This is a genomic window from Algoriphagus algorifonticola (assembly GCF_007655305.1).
GTDB lineage: Bacteria > Bacteroidota > Bacteroidia > Cytophagales > Cyclobacteriaceae > Algoriphagus > Algoriphagus algorifonticola.
This window is the reverse complement of the sequence record NZ_VLOG01000017.1, coordinates 81,410-101,281: the sequence shown is the minus strand read 5'-3', so window position 1 is coordinate 101,281 and position 19,872 is coordinate 81,410. Positions and strand designations below refer to the sequence as shown.

The following is a 19,872-nucleotide window of genomic DNA, read 5'->3' as shown; positions in this document are numbered from 1 at the left end:
TTTTGAATTTTTCTCAAGAGAATCTAATAATGAATGAAATCCAGAAACAACAGACAATTAGGAGTTAATTGGTTTAAGTCCCATAAAACTTCAATTCCAATTTTGAAGCTCTATATTTTTTTCTACTAAAAAAGTATTGATTTACCCCCATTTTATCTTAAAAACCTTTATTTTTCCAATTGATATAAGTTATTGTCCACTTATTACGAAATACTTTAAAGGTATTTATTAAGCCTATCCAAGTAAACCAGCCACTTAATTGATAAATCCTTTGTTGTCCAGATCATCAATATTTGTAATTATTTACCTTGGGTGTTTCCTGACAGGAGCTCAGGGGCTTTTTGCACAAGCTCCAATTTTCCCCAGAAACTCCAATTACATGATAGAAAGCTGGGATAACTCCAATGGCCTTCCTCAAAACGCAGTCTTTGCCATGGAAAGAGATAACCATGGCTATTTTTGGGTGGCAACAGAAGAAGGACTTACCAGACTTGATGGATATTCTGCAAAGGTTTTTGACCAAGCAAACTATCCCCAAATGCAGGAACAAACCTATTATACTTTTTATAAATCTAAGGCTGGAATTTGGGCAACTGCTGATAGAAGCATAGCCTTGCTTGAAAAAAACATTAGAAAGATTATTGACTGTTCAAGCATTACCAATGATACTTGGATAAGAGCTGTCACAGAAATTGAGAATGGAAAATTATTAATCGGTACGGATGCTGGAGAAATTCACCAATGGGAAAACGGATCTTTCACTGAACTTGAAATTTGGAAATCTGAATTTCCATTAGAAATATATAGTTTTTTCCAAATTGATTCATACAAACTCCTTGTCGGAACTACTAGGGGGCTATACGAGCTAAACATGAAATCTAATACAAAAAAATTGATTTCAGCAGACAGCTTTGAAGCCTTTAAAATTTTTGGTACTCCCAAAGAAATCTACATCTTTTCGCCTGACCAAGGTATTTTTCGAATGAACAAAGGCTATGAAATGGAAAACATAATTCCAATTAGCCAAATTAAAGACATAAACCTTAGCAGCCTGATAGTTGACTCAGATAATAGAATTTGGGCAGGATCTTTAGAGCAGGGATTACTGGTTATCGAACAGGGGCAAGTAAGCAGATTCACGTATCCAGAGCTTAGAAACTACACAGTTAGAAAAATTATTAAGGAAGAAAACAAGCTTTTTCTAGGCACTTTGGGCAAAGGACTGCTATTGATTAAACCGGCAAAGGTAAACCAGCCAGACTATAATGAATTAAAAAACAAAAATATCAAGGCCATCTATCAAAGTGAGGACAGTAGTGTTTGGATTGGAACAAAGGCAAATGGACTCCATCAAATTGATAGAAATAAAGTTAAAATCTGGAGTCAAAAAGACGGCTTGATTCAAGACAATAATACCAGCCTTGCATCCAGAAATGGTATCCTTTACTATGGTTCTTCTTCTGGAATCTCTCTGTTGGACCTGAAGAGAGGAGAAATCATAGGTCAAATAACCGAGGAGGATGGGCTTAGCAGCAATTACGTCCACGCGCTATTTAGAGATTCCCAAAATCGTTTATGGATCCTGACAAGAAAAGGAGGTATTCATTACTTGGAAGAAAATGGTAAGCTTCAAAAGGTACTATTACCGGAGAAATTTGATGCAACTAGATTTGTAAGTGCTTTAGAACTCAAAAATGGTCAATTATTAATTGGTTCTATGAATGAAGGTATTCTTCGATTAGAAGATACCGTCTTCGTTGAAAATAAAAGACTTCCTTTGGCTCCTGGTGAAGATGTGATATACAGCATGTATGAGGATGCTGAAAATGACCTTTGGTTCGGTACACACGGAGGGCTTGTATTACTGAAAGAAGATCAAATCAAAATTTTAGGAAAGATCAATGGTTTGAAGTCTAAAACTGTATACAGCATTACGGACGATGGACAGCGTGGAATTTGGATCAGTAATAATTTTGGGGTTCAATATTTTTCTTACTCTGAAATAAAAAAGTTCAAAGAAAGTGAGAATGAAAATGTATTGATAAGTTCAACTTTATACGATAAAAGATTGGGCTTGCCTAACTCTGAAACTAATGGTTTGATTTTTCCTGCTGCCATACAAGATTTTAAAGGAAAAATCTGGATCCCAACAGTTGAGGGAGTTGGGATAATCAACCCAAATACCATTTCAAACAGTCCTAATGATTCAATTAGTTTTTTTTGGGATGAACTCAGAATAGGAGAGCAAAAATCTGACATTCATAGCCAAATCCTAATTCCTGAAGGAGTTAGGATGTTTCAGGTTTCTTTTAATCTCATTGATTTTGAGAATCCTGCCCAATATTCCTTATTTTATAGAATAGACGATGAAAATGACAATTGGCTACCTATTAAGGATCATAGGCAGTTATATTTTAATGGACTAAAACCAGGGGACTATACTTTAGAAATTAAAGTCCTCAGATACGGTGAAGAAGATCAAGTTTATTCTCTTCCCATTAAGGTTTCGGCTTTGTTTTTCGAAACTTTAACCTTTAAAATAATAATTGGAATTGTCGCAATTCTTCTTCTTTATTTCATTCTACAATCTTATTTCAATAAGAAATTAAAGAAAGATTTGGAAGAGAAAGTCATTCAGAGAACTTCTGATCTTAGCCAAGCAAATGAAAAATTAACGGAGGCCCTAGAAGAAATAGAAAACCAAAATATAATCATGAAACAGCTTACTTGGAATCATTCACATCTGCTAAGGGCTCCGCTGACTAGGGCGATGGGGATCAATCACCTATTGATCAATTATTCCAAGTATGAGGGGATAGAAAAAAGCAAAGAAGAATTAGAAAAAGAACTTCTGGAATCATTGAAACAAGTAGATGAGATTATTAAGGACACTCATACAAAATCTGAAAATCTCACAAAGTAATGAATACCTTTCTTCCAAATGTGTTGGTAATAGATGATGATCCGGGAATACTTTTCTTACATAAAATTATCATAAAGGGAGAGGGATTACATCCAAACCCAATTACTTTTTTTGATCCTGAAGAAGCATTAAATCACATTCTGGAAAATGACATACCTGATAAAGGCATTTTAATCTTTTTGGATATAAATATGCCTAGAATGAGCGGATGGGAATTACTCAATCATTTAGAAAAGAAACTTCGCCATGTGAAAGTCAAAGTGGTGATGGTCACCTCCTCTTTAGATCGATCCGATAAAGAAAAAGCCCAAAAAAGTCCTTTTGTTATGGATTTTTGGGAAAAACCACTCAATGAAAATCAAATTGCTTTTGTTGCCAAACAAATCCCTATCTGGTTTGAATTGTAAAATACTTTAATCTTACAATGCCTTTCTTGCATCCTAAATTGAATCAAAGACTTTCAATCTTTTAATTAATTATTTTTCAGGAATACACACTTTTTTTCAAGGAATAGACAGCCTCTTTCCAAACAATCACTTGATTACCATAAACTTCTATTTGATTTTTATAAGGATACTTGGTCAGAAAATAGCTAAATTGAACTTTAAAATTAACAGTTATGGCTCAATATAATCTCAATATTAACGGAAAGAACCTTCAAGTCGATGTAGACGCTAATACCCCTATGCTTTGGGTTTTAAGAGATCATCTGGATATGGTGGGCACCAAGTTCGGGTGTGGTATCGCTCAATGTGGAGCCTGCACTATTCATTTAGACGGAAATGCAGTGAGATCTTGTCAACTTCCTATATCGGCAGTAGAAGATTCAAAAATCACAACCATTGAAGGGCTTTCCGAAAAAGGAGACCATCCTGTTCAGCAGGCTTGGATGGAACATGACGTACCTCAATGCGGCTATTGCCAAGCAGGTCAAATAATGACTGCTGCAGCTCTCTTACAGCAAAACCCTAGTCCGAGTGATGAGGAAATTGAAAATGCCATGAATGGGAATATTTGCCGTTGTGGAACTTACCTGCGAATAAAGGCTGCAGTCAAAACAGCATCTCAAAAACTTTAAAATCCTGAAATTATGACCATTGTAAATACAAAATTGAACAGAAGATCATTTTTGAAAGTATCCGCCCTTGCGGGAGGCGGCATGGTATTAAGTTTCAGTTGGCTAGCAGGCTGTAAGCCTACATCCAAAGAAATGCTGGAGATGCCCAAAGAGTGGTTTGAACTCAATAACTTCATCAAAATTGGTGAAAATGGAGCAGTCACTCTTTATTCTCCAAACCCAGAATTCGGTTCAAATGTAAAAACATCCATGCCGATGATCTTGGCAGAGGAATTGGACACAGACTGGAAAAATGTTTTTGTAGAGCAGGCTGATTTTTATCCAGAGAGATTTGACCGACAATTCACAGGAGGAAGCCAGGGAATTAGACAGGGTTGGACTCCTTTAAGAACTGCCGGTGCCACAGCTAGAGCCATGCTTGTGGCAGCAGCAGCTCAAGGCTGGAATGTACCTGCTTCCGAAATCACTACAGCTGCAGGTCAAATAGAACACAAATCCAGTGGAAAAAAAGCACATTATGGAGAAATGGCTTCCTTGGCCGCTACAATGGAAGTGCCGGAAGAAGTTCAGTTAAAAGAAATAAAGGATTTTAAGATCATAGGAAACTCGAAAAAGAACGTAGACGGGGTCAAAATCCTAACCGGTAAACCACTTTTTTCCTTAGATCATAAAGTGGAGGGGATGAAGTATGCGGCAATTGTCCACCCTCCTGCCTTTGGAATGAAATTGAAATCATTTGATAAAAATTCAGTTTCTGATATGCCGGGCATTCTGGACGTCTTTTCTATTTCTTTATTCAAAGATGACTACCAGAGAAATTTCTTTGATACCACGACTTTCCCTGAGATCATTGCAATTGTGGGTAATTCCACTTGGGAAGTCATGCAGGCGAAAAAGACTTTGAAGGTGGAATGGGAAAAAGCCCCTGAATCCACTTTCCCAATGGCCGGAAGAGGTGGTGTTACTGTGACTGCCACAGTTCCGGCAGGATTGGAGAATACCAGCAGTCATAAAGAAAGAATGGCTGAATTCACGGCAAAACAAGGAAACATCCTGAGAAAAGACGGGGATCCCGAAGGTGAGTTTAATAAAGCTGCTAAAATTATTGAAAGAACCTACACCGCTCCTTTTTTGGCTCATAATACCATGGAGCCGATGAATTGTTTTGCAGATGTGAAAGGGGATAAGGCTGTAATCTATGGCCCCACTCAGGCTCCTGAATTTATCATGGGAACTTTGGCTCAAGCCTTAGAAATACCTAGAGAAAATATCCAAATCAATCTTTCAAGAATGGGTGGAGGATTTGGCAGGCGGGCTTATAGTCACCATATGGTAGAAGCTGCTCTCATTTCCCAGAAAGTTCAAGCCCCTGTAAAGATGGTCTATACCAGGGAAGATGATATGACTGCAGGTGTGTATAGACCCACTTATACAGCAACCTATAGAGCTGCGCTGGATGAAAACAACAATTTGACAGCCTTACATGTCAAAGCAGGAGGAATCCCGGAGACCCCTATTCATCCCAATAGATTCCCGGCTGGAGCCCTGGACAATTATCTGGCAGAAGGATGGGACATTCCTTCCAACATTACTATTGGCGCATTTCGTGCACCGAGATCCAACTTTATCGCCGGAGCAGAACAAAGCTTCCTAGATGAATTAGCCGAAGAGATGGGTAAAGACCCAATTGATTTCCGTTTGGAATTATTAAAAAGAGCGGAAACCAACCCTGTAGGAAGCAACAACGACTACGACCCTAAGCGCTATGCAGGTGTTTTGGAACTGGTCAAAGAAAAGTCAAATTGGAACAGCCCTAAAGACAATGTGCATCGTGGCGTATCTGCTTATTTCTGTCATAACTCTTATGTTGCAGAAGTAGTGGATACCGTCATCAAAGACAACAAACCGGTAGTAGAGAATGTCTATGCAGCCGTTGACTGCGGAGTAGTCGTCAATCCTGATGCCGCAGCCAATATGGGAGAAGGGGCAATTGTAGATGGTATTGGAAATGCCTTCTTTGGAGAATTAGCCTTTGAAAATGGGGTTCCCACCAAAAGCAATTTTGATAAGTACAGAATGATCAGGCAAAAAGAGTCTCCTAAAAAAATCGAGGTTCATTTTGTTCAGAATAACGAAGACCCAACAGGCTTGGGAGAACCACTCTTCCCACCTGTCTTTGCAGCTTTGGCCAATTCCTTATATAAAGCAACTGGAAAACGTTATTACGAACAACCATTTGCACCACAGCTCGAAATGCAAAATTTGAAGATGTAAATAACTTTAAATCAAGATTATGGCCTGAATCAATTATTTTCAGGCCATTTTTTTTGTGCTAAATGAAGCGAATTGATAAATGGAATCGTCTAGAGAAGGAATTTAAAAACATTCAAACACTATGATTAAAAGTTTCATTTCTTCACCCAGGTTCAAATCTAAATGGTCGTTGGTTGCCACTTTAATTGGTTTACCCCTACTGGTCAGTGGATGTCTTAATAATTTTGACACTCCGCCCGTTCAGCCGGCAGCATACATTTCCATTTATCAGGGATCACCTGATGCACCTGCAATGGATATTTTTGCAAATCAAAACCGGGTGAATAACCAGCCCTTAAATTTCGCAGAGGTTCTTGCTTATAGCCCATTTTATGTGGGAGAAAGATCCTTCCGATTTTCCTCTTTTAATTCTACTACTACTCTGCTTCAAAAAGATTTCACAATAGAGCAAGATGCGATTTACTCTATGTTCCTTTTGGATAGAGTTGCTGATTTGGATGCTATCCTGATTGAAGACGAATGGACCTTGCCAACAGCGGATTCTGCACAGGTAAGGATGGTGCATTTGTCACCTGACACGGGAGAAGTTTTTCTACAATTTTCTAATCTGAGCACTCCTGTAACCAATAATATGAGCTTCGGAGATGACTCCAATTTCACCATGGTGAAGAAAAACACCTATAATGTTCAGATCAAATCTGTAGCCACCGGGGATGTACTCCTAACCGCCAATGATGTACAAATCAATGGAAACCGTGTCTATACTTTTGTATTGAGAGGATTAGCTGAAACTACCAATCAAAACCAAAAAATGGATTTGCAACTCATTACCAACTATGTAAATTTTTAACTACCTCAAGATGTAAAATCCCGGGCCTTTCGGTTCGGGATTTTTTTTTGCATATTCTAGTACTTTTTAACCCGAAATATGCAGTAGACTTCTTATTACGAGTCCAAACCGCTTCAAAATCAATCGCTTTGCTGTATTTAGCTCAATCACCGTAGCGGTGCTATGCTTCATTTGCTAAATACTTGATTTTATTGCGGTTTGACCTCTCACTACAGATTCTAATGCATAATCCGGGTTTAAAGAATATAGACCTCAATCCTAAGACTAACTATCCATTGTTTGGTCACTTTAGGTCTCCATTTGTTAAGATGATATCCACTACCCCTTAAGCTCAAGCAAATAAAAAGTACCCTTCCTTACTATCCATCAAATCACTTCTAGCCAAGCTAGAGTTTAATATTCACCCTTTTAAACCCCTCATTTAATCCTTAATAAATAGACATCCATTTAAGCCTAAATCTTCAATTCTAGCATCATAGCTTTCAAATTATCTTAACGAGATCTAGCAAAGTCTTTGGATCAAAAAAAACCAACTCAATTAGAGTTGGCCTTTCTGATGTAATCAAACCCCTAAATTATTATTCTTTTCCTCCTCCGAAATTCACTTTGAAAGAAGCGCCAAAAAAGCCCGGATTATCTCCAAATCCTGTAAACTGTCGTAAAGGATAATTGTAAAATGGCATCAATACATAGCTGCTTTTTTCAGCCTGTAGCAGCCTGATATTCAATCCAAAATTCATTGTGGCTAAAGGGTAAAATCTACTATCTACCGATTCCAATGTTCTGGTCTGAACCACATCTTCATTCAAAGTGCGGAATGAATTTACTGCTGAAGCATCTGCCACAGTTACTTGTCTGGTAAATGAAGTCTCTAACTCTGCCTGCTGATTGAATGCGTAGAAATTGGAGAATCCTGCTTGAACAGACAGGGAGTTAGACCTAGTAATGGGATACTTCAGATAAATTGGAATTTCAACCTGAGTCTGTCTTACAATTATTGTTTCTGTACTTGGAGCTATATTCATAGCTAAGCCAACAGTTGGCCTATTGGAAACATCGCTTTGCTGATTCAGCAAGTTCAAGCCTAAGCCTGATCCCAAAGTCAATTTCCCGGGAAGATCCAAATTCACCATTACCCCCATAGCTAAAGTATTTCCTGAAATTGATTCTCCATTTTGCCTAGCAGAACCAAAACCTGGTGCCACCCCTAATCCATAGGATATTGAAGATTTTTCTTTAGGAATAGGATCAAATTCAGGCTCTTCTTTGATAGCTATTAGCGGCTTGCCTTGTTCAACTTTACTTTCAGACATCAAAGACTCTTTAGCAATCAGGCCACTTGTAGTAGAAATCTCTGATTGGTTCTCTGACTTAATTTCCTCAATATTTTCAGCTTGGGCTATCACTTTTTGAGTGACTTGGGTTTCTTTTGATTTCAAATCACTGATTAGCTCCTTGGATTCTTCTTCCTCTTTAATTGGCTGTTTTGCAGGGGTTTTGGATGCAATGAGAGATTGATTGCTTTGCTTTTCTTTTAGGCCATTTGACTGTTTGGTATTCTTAGATTTTCCTTCTGGGATAACTTCTTGAATACCCTGCAGTTCTCTCTCCGTCTCCACTGAGGAAGGGGTTTTAGAGCCTTCTACACGAGCTTCTTCAATTCTGTTTTCTTCTACGACTTTTTCCGTTCCCTGAGAATCTTCTGCTAATAGGGGACTTTCCAGTTCTGAGTTTGGAAGCAAGAAATAAAAAGTCGCTATCAATAGTAAGCTTGCTGCCACCCCTCCGATCCACCAGAAGAATGGTTTAATTTTAGAAGCTCCCCGCATTTTCTCAAAGCTCTCCCAGGCTCCTATTTCGTAGGGCTGATTGCCTTTTTCCTGATACTTTTTCAGGGAGTCAGCTATCTGTTTGCTCAGCTTATCTTCCTGCATATTCTTTTAGATGTGTGTGAACTAGCTCCCGTAGTTTGGCTTTGGCACGAGCTAGATATACCCTGGAAGAACTTTCGGTGATTTGGAGTCTCCCAGCTATTTCTTTATGACTATATCCCTCCACTTCGTAAAGGTTGAATACCAACTTCTGATCATCCGGAAGTTGATTTAATAAGGCAATCAGGTCTTCATAGGCCAAATTACCAATGGCATTTACTTCGTGAAAAACCTCCGTCTGTTCATTGATTTCCAGTTGCTCTCGTATTTTTTTGTTTTTTCTATAGAAATCAATCGAGGTATTCACGGTGATTCGTCTCAGCCAGGATTTCACAGACTGAAACTCATCAAAATTTTTAATCGAACCGAAAAACTTCAGAAAAGAGTCATTGACTATCTCCTTAGCCAAATCCCGATCTTTGGCATAGGAAAGACTTATACCCATGACATAGCCATAGTATTTCTTAAAAAAAAATTCCTCATGTTTTGCTGAGCGCCGTTTGCAACCGGCAATCAACTCCTCGTCAGACCAATTCAATACAAAAGACTTAAAATCCGGGCTTGTCCTTATTCAAACGCTTCTTGTCCTGAAGCAGGTTTCGGTTTATTTTCCTTTTCTGTTATGAGATTGTTTCTAATAGCAGAAGTTTCAATTTCTGGCTTGATAGCAATTTCTTTGATTTCCAATTGATCCGAACCAACTGGAAAAGAAAAGCTACAAAAGAGTAGAAAGACCCCTACTTTCAAAAACAATTTCATATCCTTTTTTTTAGGATACGAATACTAATTATCCAACGCTACACTGATACCATCAAAATGATAAAAAAACTCATTCTCATCAAAAAATATCGCTAATTTCCTACCTGTTTCAGCGTCATAATAAACTGATTTAGAGGACTGAATACCATTTTTATTTTCCTTCATGATCTGAGTAAAAACCCATACAAAAGAATTAGATCTAGCAAAGTATTGAAAATCTGAGTTAGATTTTTCAAGATCAATTTCTCCATCCAATTCGACTTTTTTCTTTAATTCTGAAAAATCAAGAAGATCTATACCTTTTGAAAAAGATGGCCGCAAGTTAATATTTGGAAAGTTGGGTAGCTTTGAAATATGCCCACTAGAGTTAACATAAAAATCAGAGGAGTATTGAGATATTCCTGCTTTTGGATTAGAGTAAGAAAGACAGATTCTATATCCTACTTCACCAGGCTGATAAACTATCCTTCCCTCGGCTTGATTCATTTCATCCGCAACAAATCTATAAATAGAAGAAAGGTACAGCTGCTTTAATAAACCCGGCCCAAATGCATCAAGTAGTTTTGTCTCTACTTTTTCAAGCAGTTCTTTTGGGAGATCCTCCCACTCGCGAAAGGGTCTTGGGTAATATTTTTTATAGATTGGCTCACCACAATTCTGGTAGATGGCTTCTTTACCAAGTCCATTTTGTTTTGAATCAGGCCTGAGTAATACTGTCAGCGTGTCAGATTTCATTAAATCGACCTCTATCCATTCTGGAAGATATTTTGAATGATTGATGCTTAAGAAAAACTGATGATTGGACTTCTCTAAAGGTTGGTCAGACCAGGGTGTATAAGAAAACACCTCTTTTGAACTACGTAAAGAGATGCCAGCAAAGTTGATAAATCCATCTTGTACTAATTCTGCATTGGGATAATTGATGGTCGCACCACTTTCTTTATCCAATATTTTAAAAAATGATTGAGCCTCGACAGAGTTGGAAATTATCATTAGCCAAGCCAATGAAACGAAGATTCTAACATTTTGCATAAGGAAAATTAACTAATCATATTTTCCACTCCAACTAATGGGTTTTGAAAATGGGTCCAGAATTTCATCTAAAATAACTGAAACCTCTCTCCTATTGAGGATTTTATCTGTCCGAAAATCACCTTCCAAGCCCTTCCTTTTCCAAACCTGAGCGATCTCAAGAAAGGGAGTATTCTCTTTTATCATTTCCAAAAAGGCTTGAAACCTTTCTCCCGTCAAGTAATCCCCGGATGCTCCCCAATATTCATTCAAGTGTGGATATACCTCTTTTAATCCTGACATCAATTCGTATTCCGCAACAGGCCTTTCCGGATAAAACCAAGTTTGATTAGCCCATAAATATGGAACCCCTACTCCTTTAAAAATTCCTGTTGCACCTATTTTCTGCATCGCCCTAAAGTGTGGGTCTCTTGGATTCATATCCAAAAACGGCATGATATAGGCACCTTGATTCAATAGCCCCCACTGTACTTGCCTAATAGATGTTTCGTCTAACTTTTTTGAGTTTGTAGAAGCAATACTTGCCAAGACTCCAGCCGCATGCCCTATCCCCAATACCACCGGCTGAAGCCTGGATGCGCCATTGACAATATTGGAAACAGAAATACTTTTTTCTGCTAAAATTAGAGCGGGATGATTTTTAGGAATCAGAGCACCTAATGGTACATTATAGCTTGGAACTCTAATTTTGATAAAATCGATCTCTGGAGCATTCAAATTCTTTTTATGATGGTGATCTATCGTATAGTCTCCTACTGCCACGCCTGTTCTGTACAAGGCATTAGGAGCAGCATAAGGACTTTTTAGATAGGGCAGGGTAAAATCTACCAAGCCATAATATCTTCTAGACTCCCTGTGATAAGGAATCATTGGCAAGTTATCCTCTGTTGGATACTCATCCTCCACAATTCCCAAATGCTTATATCCGAGTTCATTTTGGATATAATAAACAAATCGTAAACTTGTCTGTTTGGCTTTTTCCAGTTCCATTTTTCGTTCCTCGTCACTCAACTCCACTAAATTCACATAGTGATCATTTCCGCAATTCGGCCAATTGATCATGTACTTTCCATTCGGAAGTTTTCCATAAGCCAGCATTTTATCACAGTCTAAAGTTGGGGCGTTATCTGTGATGGGATCAGCATGGGCACAGGCGCAGGCGAACTCATCCGGATCATAATTGTTTGGCTTAGGAATAGTTTGATCACTTCCTTTCCCATAGTCCTGAAGCGTCACTACATAGGTCAGGTCCTGAACAATATCATTCCCATTCTCGGGCGCAAACTCCTCTCCTATTTCAGCCCTGGAATCCATGCCCAATCGGTAAGGTAATCCTAAAGATGCTGCCACATCCCCCAGCTCCGTTGCATCTATCAAAATGGGAGCATTAGCCTTTCGAGTTTGACCATCCCTTTCGTAAACCAAAGTCCATCGATTGTCTTCATATTGGGCTGACTTCCATTCGCTTTGAAATGAAACTCTAAGATTTGGTTCCGAAGCTGCAATTCGTTGAAAAATCTCATTCCCCACTTTAGGCTCAAAAAGTGTATTGGAAACCCAGCCCGTGGAAAGGGCTTGTTGAGAACCATAATAAGCAATTAAACTATCTCTAAATTCACCCCAAATGCCTGAAGGCAGCCTGTGATTCCCGTCAATTGCTGAAACACCCGCAGATGTGAGCATTCCTCCTAACCAAGTGGTAGGCTCCACGATTAGAGTTTTACTTCCCATTCTTGCTGCAGCAATACCAGCAGCTGTCCCACTTGCTCCCCCTCCCACAATCAATACATCATATTTTTCCTGAGCAAAAAGAAGGTTTAAAAAGCCAAAAAACAGAAGGCTCAAACAAGTTATCTTTTTCATAATTCAGTTACTATTCATCTGTTTATATTTTGATTTTTAGAGGTCAGATGGAATCTTCGCATTGATTCCCCGATACATCGGGGCGTCTCTCTGTGTGTCGCTTACGTCGTGCTCGATTTCATCTGTTTATAAATTGTTTTTTAGATATCAGATAGCTTGTCCCGAACTTGATTCGGGAGAATCTCACTCATTTTCCCATATACATCGGGGCGTCTCTCTGTGTGTCGCTTGCGTCGTGCTCGATTTCATGTTAGATTCATAAAAATGGTTGAGCGGCACCAATCAGGGTCGCATTTTCGCCTAATTCCGATTTTTGACAAGACACTTCCAACCCCATTCTTTGCAAATAGGATTGGGTAAAAGGCAGGAAAAATTTCGATGCATTGGATATTTTTCCTCCAACTATGACGGATTCAGTATGTAATCGAGAAACATAAGGGAATAAAAACTCTCCCAATGAATTCCCAAATTTTTGAAAAATAGATCCTGAAATTTCAGAATTCACCTCGGGCATCAACAAGTCCTTTACTCCTTCTATTTCCAATCCATATTGTTTTTTTACTTCTCCAATGAACCAAGCCGTTCCCAAATAGTCTTCTGCTATTCCATCCCTAAAAGGAGCTGTCCAAAGCTTTGCATCCTTTACTACCTCTTCCACTTGAATAGCTGAGCCTAGGCCGGTTCCTAATGTTAGCCCCATTAAATTATTATACTTTTTCCCCGCGCCTACCATACTTTCCCCTCTCAGAAAAGCCTCTGCATCATTCATAAATAAGATGAATTCCGAGTCAATGGAAATGGATTGAGCTAATAAGTCTTTCACAGACATTCCAAAAAGACTTTTCAACTTACCTTGGTCCTGAATCAAAGAAATTCCTTGCTCATAATCAAAAGGCCCTGGCATGGCGATACCTAGTTGAATTACCTGTTTCCCATTAGCTGCTTTCTTAATCACTTTAGACCAAGAATCAATTATTTCATCAACTGAGCCAGAAGTATCTACATCTGCTTCAAAGAAGTTGGAAACTTGTGTGTTCCCTGAATTCCAGTTTATCTGCGCAGCAGAAATATGACTCCCTCCAATATCGACTCCGATTATTGTCCTCATTCCAAGATTGATTAATTAGTATCGGCAGGATTCAAAGATTTATAAAGAGTAGTAAGTAAAGTTCCTGTGTTATCCTCAGAAAGTTCCCAAAACATGGCCCCTGCCAGTTGATTTTCTTTGACAAATTTCATTTTTGCTTTGATTGATTCTTCATCCTCGAAAGTAATCCAGGTAGAATCCAATGGTGAAAACAGGTAGGGAGCAGAGGCTTTCGTATCCCAAAATCTGCTGTAAGAGGAGTTTTTTGAAAGTGCGTTGATTTGATGATAAGGAAGCCCCATTTCAAAATTTCCAGCTTGAAAAAGACCATTTTCAGCAGAATCTACCCCTTTCCACATCCGTCCATAAAATGGAACTCCCAAAACTAGTTTTTCAGCAGGTATTCCAAATTCGATATGCTCCTTTACTGCTGTTTGGGCTGACCTTTCTTTACTTCCATTGGGATATAGATTTGCATGATGCCCCGTAGTTTGATCTCCGGCAGTATAAAAATCATAAGCCATTATGTTGATGAAATCCAAATACTGTTGAGCTTCTGCCATATTATTGACTTCCAGATATTTTCTAAATCCTCCCGAAGCAATAGTCATCAAATAGTGTCTATTGTCCAATGCTCCAAGAGAGTCCAAAGCTGAACGAAAACTCTTGAGCATGGCTACAAAATTGTCTCTATCTTCTGCTCGGTAAGGGTTATTATCACCGGGCAAACCTGGATATTCCCAGTCGAAATCTAATCCATCCAATTGGTATTTTTTTAAAAATTCAACTCCTGAATCTGTCAATTTCTCTATTCCTTCTGCAGTCAAAACCGCATCAGAAAAGCCTTTGGATCTTGTCCAACCTCCAATTGAAATAAGAATTTTTAAATCAGGATTAATAAGTTTAAGGGATTGTAAAGCAGCTAAATTGGTGCTGTCTTTAGTCTTTCTGTCATCAATATGGGTGACTATCCCATCTTTCACATCTGCAAATGCATAGTTGATATGTGTTAACTTATCTGCAGGGATTTTTTTTGGATTGATATTTTTCCATCCTGCCACATAGCCTACTATGTGGTAATCTTTTTCCGGATAGTCTTGTACTTCTTCTTTGGGAGCACAACTGAAAATCAAAATAGCTAGGAAGATGAAAGATAGTCTCATAGAGATTCAATTTAGGATTAAAAAAACAGAGGCTTTGAAATTCATCAAAACCTCTGTCAAAATTAAGAAAGATGAGGATTAATTTCCTCCGTCCCACCAAACTCTGGTAGCAAATAAATCACCACCCATTCTTGAAGTGGCCGCTTGATAGTTTTCAGGATTAGAGCCGATCTCTGATTCCCAATATCTCAACCTTCTTGGGATAAAATTCCCTTCAAATGCATTAGGATCTTGTGTAGGCGTCAAAGTTGGATAACCCGTCCTTCTCCAGTTAGACCAAGACTCAATGTCGTTCAAAAAGGTAGCTGCCCAATATTCTTCACCTATCAAACGTAACTTATCCTGATTTGATGCCGCTGCAAATCCTCTTCCAGCGATATAGGCAGAAACTTCATTAGCAGGCACTGAGAAGTCAGGATCAAAATATACCCATGAATTGATTGCTGCTGCCACTCCTGCTGAGAAATGAGATTCAGCGCTGGTATTGATCCAGCCTTTTAATGCTGCTTCAGCTTTCATCAGCTCAACTTCAGCATAAGAAATCAAGTAATAAGGGTCTTCCCAATCCAAATATTTCAAATTCAACATAGAGAAGTTTTGCTGAACAATCGTAAAACGATCCAAAGTTCCAGGAGCAACAACATCTCTAATATTAGTAGAATTGTATCCGTTTGGCATCCCTATCTGTTCTTCAGGAGCAGTTATCCAAGTGGATGCATTTTCCGGATTCCCTATTCCACCTGTAATGATCATTTTTCTTGGATCATTATTGGCATTCATCCAGTCCATGAATGTTTTGGAAATCTTACAGTCTCTAGAGTACTTGTAGGTATTCCAATACCCGTCATTTAAACCGTTTCTATTAACCCCTTGAGGCCCTGGTGCATAATGGATAAAAGCAATATCGTCATTGCTGGTAAATGCACCGCTACTATTTGCTTCAGTGAAAACTTCCTGAGCTTTAGTTGGATCTACATTGCTCATTCTCATTGCCATTCTCATCAATAGAGAATTAGCAAACTTTTTCCACTTGGTGATATCTCCACCATAAATAAAATCCTGAACTCCTAAAGGTCTTGCAGAAGAAGAAAATTTATCCCTAGCGGCCTTAAGGTCATCGATCATTTTGTAATAAACTTCCTTTTGTGGCTCATACGCTGGAAACCAGTTTTGCTCACCTTCCAAACCATAACCTGCCTGCGTGTAAGGAATATCTCCATACATATCGGTCATTCTTAATAGGTCAAAAGTTCGAAGTATAGTTGCCGCAGCATTTACATTTGCCTCATTTGGCTTATCCTTGGTTTTTCGGATTACTTCGGAAAAGAGACGGATCACATCGGTGAAATGTCTTTCCATATATGCACCGGAATACTGGGCAGAATAGAAATACTTATCTCCGCTGAAATAGCCCGCAGTAGAAGCTGTATGCTGTATCATAGTCGCTGCATACAACATATTGGCACGGGTATTTTCATATTCCCCTCCGATTCTCAAAGTCGCCAAAGAAAAGAGGTATTGCATGTCGATATCCTCGACTGCATTTTGATTCACGTTTAGGTCAAGTAAGTCCTGTTCGCTACAAGAAGTAGCAAAAAGCAAGGAAGCCAACACCAGACCGGTCATTTTATTTAAAATTCTCATTGTTTCAATAGTTTAGGGTTGAACCGACTTAGAAGTTAGCAGATAGATTAAATCCAAAGCTTCTGTTTGCTGGTACAGAGAAAAACTCCAAACCTTGGGCATTTCCAGAAGTAGTGTAAGCTGCTTCAGGGTCTATGTTAGGAGTGTTTTTCCAAAGAATAGCCAAGTTTCTTCCCACCAAAGACAGTGACAATGACTGAAATGGAGTGCGTTCGATGAATGCTCTCGGGAAGGTATATCCAAAAGAGAATTCTCTCAGTTTGGCAAATGAAGCATCATAGACAATATTCTCAGTCACCTGGGCATATCGCTGCCAATAATTGTCAATCAGGTACTTGGTAGGATCGGAAGGGTCTGCAGGAATTGTCCAGCTTTTAGGAGTTCCTTCAGGAGTCACTCCGGTCACTGTCAAGTTTCCATCACGCCCATTCAGTGTATTTTGATGTAATCCATATTGATAGGCGAAATAGTCTGTTCCTGACATAATTGAACCGCCTTGTCTAAAGTCAATCAAGGCCATTAATCGGAATCCTTTATAAGAGAAAGTATTGGTAATACCTCCGGAAATTGGATGACGACCCTCAGCAATAGTTTCATAGCCATTAGTTGTTACGGGGAATCCATTAGCATCGTAAACTTTTTGCCCGTTGATTTCCAAATGCTTAAAACCCGATATCATACCCAAAGGCTGACCAACAATGTGTCTGATTCTTTCTCTTCTCGTTCTGGCTTCATCCAAGTTGATAAACTCGATTGGGTCTCCAGCTGCATTCGTTCCCAAACTCAATACTTCAGATTGATTATTGGCAAAGTTGAATGAGATATCCCATCTAAATGCTCCCATAACTGGAGTCGCATTAACCAAGAGTTCAATACCTCTATTCTCCAGCTCACCAATATTAACAGTGGTGGATCCAAAGCCGGAAGTAGCCGAGATTCCAGTGGCAAGGATATCGTCAGAGGTTCTCCTTTTGTAGTAAGCGACATCGATACCCAAACGATTATCCATAAATCGGATATCAGCTCCAATTTCGTATTCAGTAGACGTATATGGTGCTAGGTTTGCGTTTGGAATTGAGCCATTGTTAATCTGCCCTAAATTAGCCCCCAAGTGTCCTGCTCCAACTAGTCCATAAGTCAAGTTCAATGCATAAGGATTCGGGGCTCCACCACCAACTTGTCCCCAGTTACCTCTCAATTTTGCGAAAGTGACAAAATTTGGCATTTCAAGCATGTCAGAAATTACTGCGGAAAGGCCTACTGAAGGGTAAAACAACTTACTATTTGCCGGAGAAAGAGTAGAAAACTGATCCTGTCGTCCTGTTAAATTCAAGAAGATCATGTTTTTATAGCCCACATTTGCTGCAGCGAAATATGAATTGATTCCCAATTCAGAAAAACCGTACCCGAAAGTCGGAGCAGCTACGTTCGTCACAGAGTGGAAGAAAGGAACAACAAGATCATTCCCACCACCTCTTTGATTTTCTATGGTTCTTCTCATGATGTTAGAACCTACAAAACCATCTACATCAAAATCTCCAAAAGATTTATCGAAACCAATTAATAGGTCTGCATTATTTTCTCGAATAGTAGTCATGGTAGTGTTATAACTACCTCTTGGTTTAAATGCGGTCCCATATGCTTCAAAAGCATATTCATCTCTAACTTGGAAGTCCGTACCAAATCTACCCTGAGCATACAACCAATCCGTGAAATCATATTTCAAAGACATATTGCCCAATACTCGATCAGTTACGTCTTCTCTTCCCCATTGGTAAACAGCCCAATATGGGTTGGTTTGGAAAACATTGGACTGATATCTCAATTCAGTTCCGTCAGGCAAAGCTCCAGGCTTATTTGGATCCCCTTTGATCACGTCCAAAGGAATATTACCCGGCTTTACAACCATTGAGAAGTTGGCATTTCCTGGCGAATCAGAAAGTCTAGGTCTATTTTCAGCATTTTGCTTAGAGTATTGTCCAGTTACGGCCAATGTGAATTTTCCCTGCTTGCTATTCACATTGATATTGGCAACATTTCTGGTGAAGCCAGCATTTGGAACTACATCTCTGTTGTCCAAATTGGAAAATGAGAAACGATAAGTGGTATTTTCATTTCCACCAAAAAGAGCAATGGAGTTATTCCAAGTTTTACCCATGTTGTAGAAATCAGTAAAATCTTCACCTAAATAAGAATAAGGTCTTTGCTGTCCATCAAATTGAATTGTCTGGGAACCATCGTATCTGCTTCCCCAGCCATTATTTGCAGTATTGATTGCTTCATCCTGAGTCAATGGCTTTCTGCCATCCTGACCAGGGCCATAAATTCTCTGGAAATTGGTTTGGTCCACTACACTTTCTACAGTGAAATTGGAGTTGAAAGAGACCCCCACACCTTTTCTGGCGCGACCAGCCTTGGTTGTAATCAAGATTACACCATTAGCAGCTCTGGCACCATACAATGCAGCGGCTGTATTCCCTTTTAATACAGAAAGACTCTCAATATCATCTGGATTAATCGCTGCTAATCCATCACCTGCATCATTTCCACCCCAAAGGCCTGCTGAGCCTAAGTTGCCTGATTCAATAGGAACGCCATTCACTACATATAAAGGCTGATCATTTCCTGTTAGAGAAGATCCACCCCGAATTACAACACGAGTTGAACCTGCCGCTCCTGTTGCCGGAGGAGTAACATTTACCCCTGCTACTTTTCCTGTAAGAGCATTTCCTAAGTTGATAGCCCTAGATTCTGTGAACTTGTCTCCAGATAATTGAGTGACTGAGTATCCTAATGCTTTTTTGTCACGCTCCATACCAAATGAAGTCACAACAAATTCACTTAGGTCAGAAACGTCCTCAGAAAGTGTAACATTTAAAACAGACTGATTGCCAACAGTAAATTCCTTAGTCGCATAACCTATAAAAGAAAAGACTAAAACTGAATTCGAATTGACACTGATAGAGTACTTGCCGTCCACATCTGTGGTCGTCCCGGTCTGGTTAGTCTTATCTAAGACTGTCACCCCAGGGATGGGCAAACCATCCGTCTCACCCACGACAGTGCCTGTCAGGATGCGATTCTGGGCATATGCCTGCAAACTCAAAAAGAGCAAAAAGGCTAGCCCATACGAGATCGATAAAATTTTTCTCATAGCTGGTAATAAAGGGTTAGAAATAAATTGAATTGGAATTCCGGTTCCCCGGGTTTTTGTGAAATAAAATTGGCAGCCTACCGATTTTCATAAAATTTGGCTTTTATAAATTTT

Annotated in this window: 14 protein-coding genes; 5 read left to right on the top strand and 9 right to left on the bottom strand. The window is 39.1% G+C overall.

Features of this window, described 5'->3' with window-relative positions; all coding sequences use genetic code 11:
- Positions 1-379 precede the first annotated feature (379 nt).
- From FL972_RS03235 to FL972_RS03215, 5 genes are all read left to right on the top strand, one after another.
- A complete protein-coding gene (locus FL972_RS03235; RefSeq protein ID WP_222116001.1) occupies positions 380-2,923 on the top strand; it encodes a ligand-binding sensor domain-containing protein in 2,544 nt (847 codons plus the stop codon).
- The gene (locus FL972_RS03230; protein WP_144603524.1) at positions 2,923-3,330 is read left to right on the top strand and encodes a response regulator; all 408 of its coding nucleotides are present in this window, start codon (positions 2,923-2,925) and stop codon (positions 3,328-3,330) included. The genes FL972_RS03235 and FL972_RS03230 overlap by 1 nt, the downstream gene beginning before the upstream one ends.
- Before the next feature lie 212 nt (positions 3,331-3,542).
- Complete coding sequence (locus FL972_RS03225) at positions 3,543-4,001, top strand: (2Fe-2S)-binding protein (protein WP_144603522.1); 459 nt, start codon at positions 3,543-3,545, stop codon at positions 3,999-4,001.
- A 12-nt stretch (positions 4,002-4,013) separates the two neighbouring features.
- Positions 4,014-6,275 (top strand): xanthine dehydrogenase family protein molybdopterin-binding subunit, encoded by a 2,262-nt coding sequence (locus FL972_RS03220; protein WP_144603520.1) that lies wholly within the window; start codon positions 4,014-4,016, stop codon positions 6,273-6,275.
- 121 nt (positions 6,276-6,396) lie between these two features.
- Positions 6,397-7,125 carry a DUF4397 domain-containing protein gene (locus FL972_RS03215; protein ID WP_144603517.1) on the top strand — a complete coding sequence of 243 codons (729 nt, stop codon included), beginning with the start codon at positions 6,397-6,399 and terminating at the stop codon, positions 7,123-7,125.
- A 578-nt stretch (positions 7,126-7,703) separates the two neighbouring features.
- Here FL972_RS03215 and FL972_RS03210 read toward each other — a convergent pair.
- The 9 genes from FL972_RS03210 to FL972_RS03170 form a co-directional block, all read right to left on the bottom strand.
- Positions 7,704-9,059: a hypothetical protein gene (locus tag FL972_RS03210; RefSeq protein ID WP_144603515.1), complete on the bottom strand. Its 1,356-nt coding sequence runs from the start codon at positions 9,057-9,059 to the stop codon at positions 7,704-7,706.
- Entirely contained in the window at positions 9,046-9,594 is a 549-nt protein-coding gene (locus FL972_RS03205) for an RNA polymerase sigma factor (protein WP_245756441.1), read from the bottom strand. Before FL972_RS03205 ends, FL972_RS03210 begins: the two co-directional genes overlap by 14 nt.
- A gap of 29 nt (positions 9,595-9,623) precedes the next feature.
- Entirely contained in the window at positions 9,624-9,815 is a 192-nt protein-coding gene (locus tag FL972_RS03200) for a hypothetical protein (RefSeq protein ID WP_144603512.1), read from the bottom strand.
- Positions 9,816-9,839: 24 nt separating this feature from the next.
- Complete coding sequence (locus FL972_RS03195) at positions 9,840-10,847, bottom strand: hypothetical protein (protein ID WP_144603510.1); 1,008 nt, start codon at positions 10,845-10,847, stop codon at positions 9,840-9,842.
- 12 nt (positions 10,848-10,859) lie between these two features.
- A complete protein-coding gene (locus FL972_RS03190; protein ID WP_144603508.1) occupies positions 10,860-12,710 on the bottom strand; it encodes an FAD-dependent oxidoreductase in 1,851 nt (616 codons plus the stop codon).
- 256 nt (positions 12,711-12,966) lie between these two features.
- Positions 12,967-13,818, bottom strand: coding sequence for an ROK family protein (locus FL972_RS03185; RefSeq protein WP_144603506.1), 852 nt, complete (start codon positions 13,816-13,818; stop codon positions 12,967-12,969).
- 11 nt (positions 13,819-13,829) lie between these two features.
- Positions 13,830-14,960 (bottom strand): glycoside hydrolase family 18 protein, encoded by a 1,131-nt coding sequence (locus FL972_RS03180; RefSeq protein WP_144603504.1) that lies wholly within the window; start codon positions 14,958-14,960, stop codon positions 13,830-13,832.
- Between the two features lie 78 nt (positions 14,961-15,038).
- Positions 15,039-16,604, bottom strand: coding sequence for a SusD/RagB family nutrient-binding outer membrane lipoprotein (locus tag FL972_RS03175; protein ID WP_144603501.1), 1,566 nt, complete (start codon positions 16,602-16,604; stop codon positions 15,039-15,041).
- A gap of 28 nt (positions 16,605-16,632) precedes the next feature.
- Positions 16,633-19,758 carry a SusC/RagA family TonB-linked outer membrane protein gene (locus tag FL972_RS03170; protein WP_144603498.1) on the bottom strand — a complete coding sequence of 1,042 codons (3,126 nt, stop codon included), beginning with the start codon at positions 19,756-19,758 and terminating at the stop codon, positions 16,633-16,635.
- Positions 19,759-19,872 lie beyond the last annotated feature (114 nt).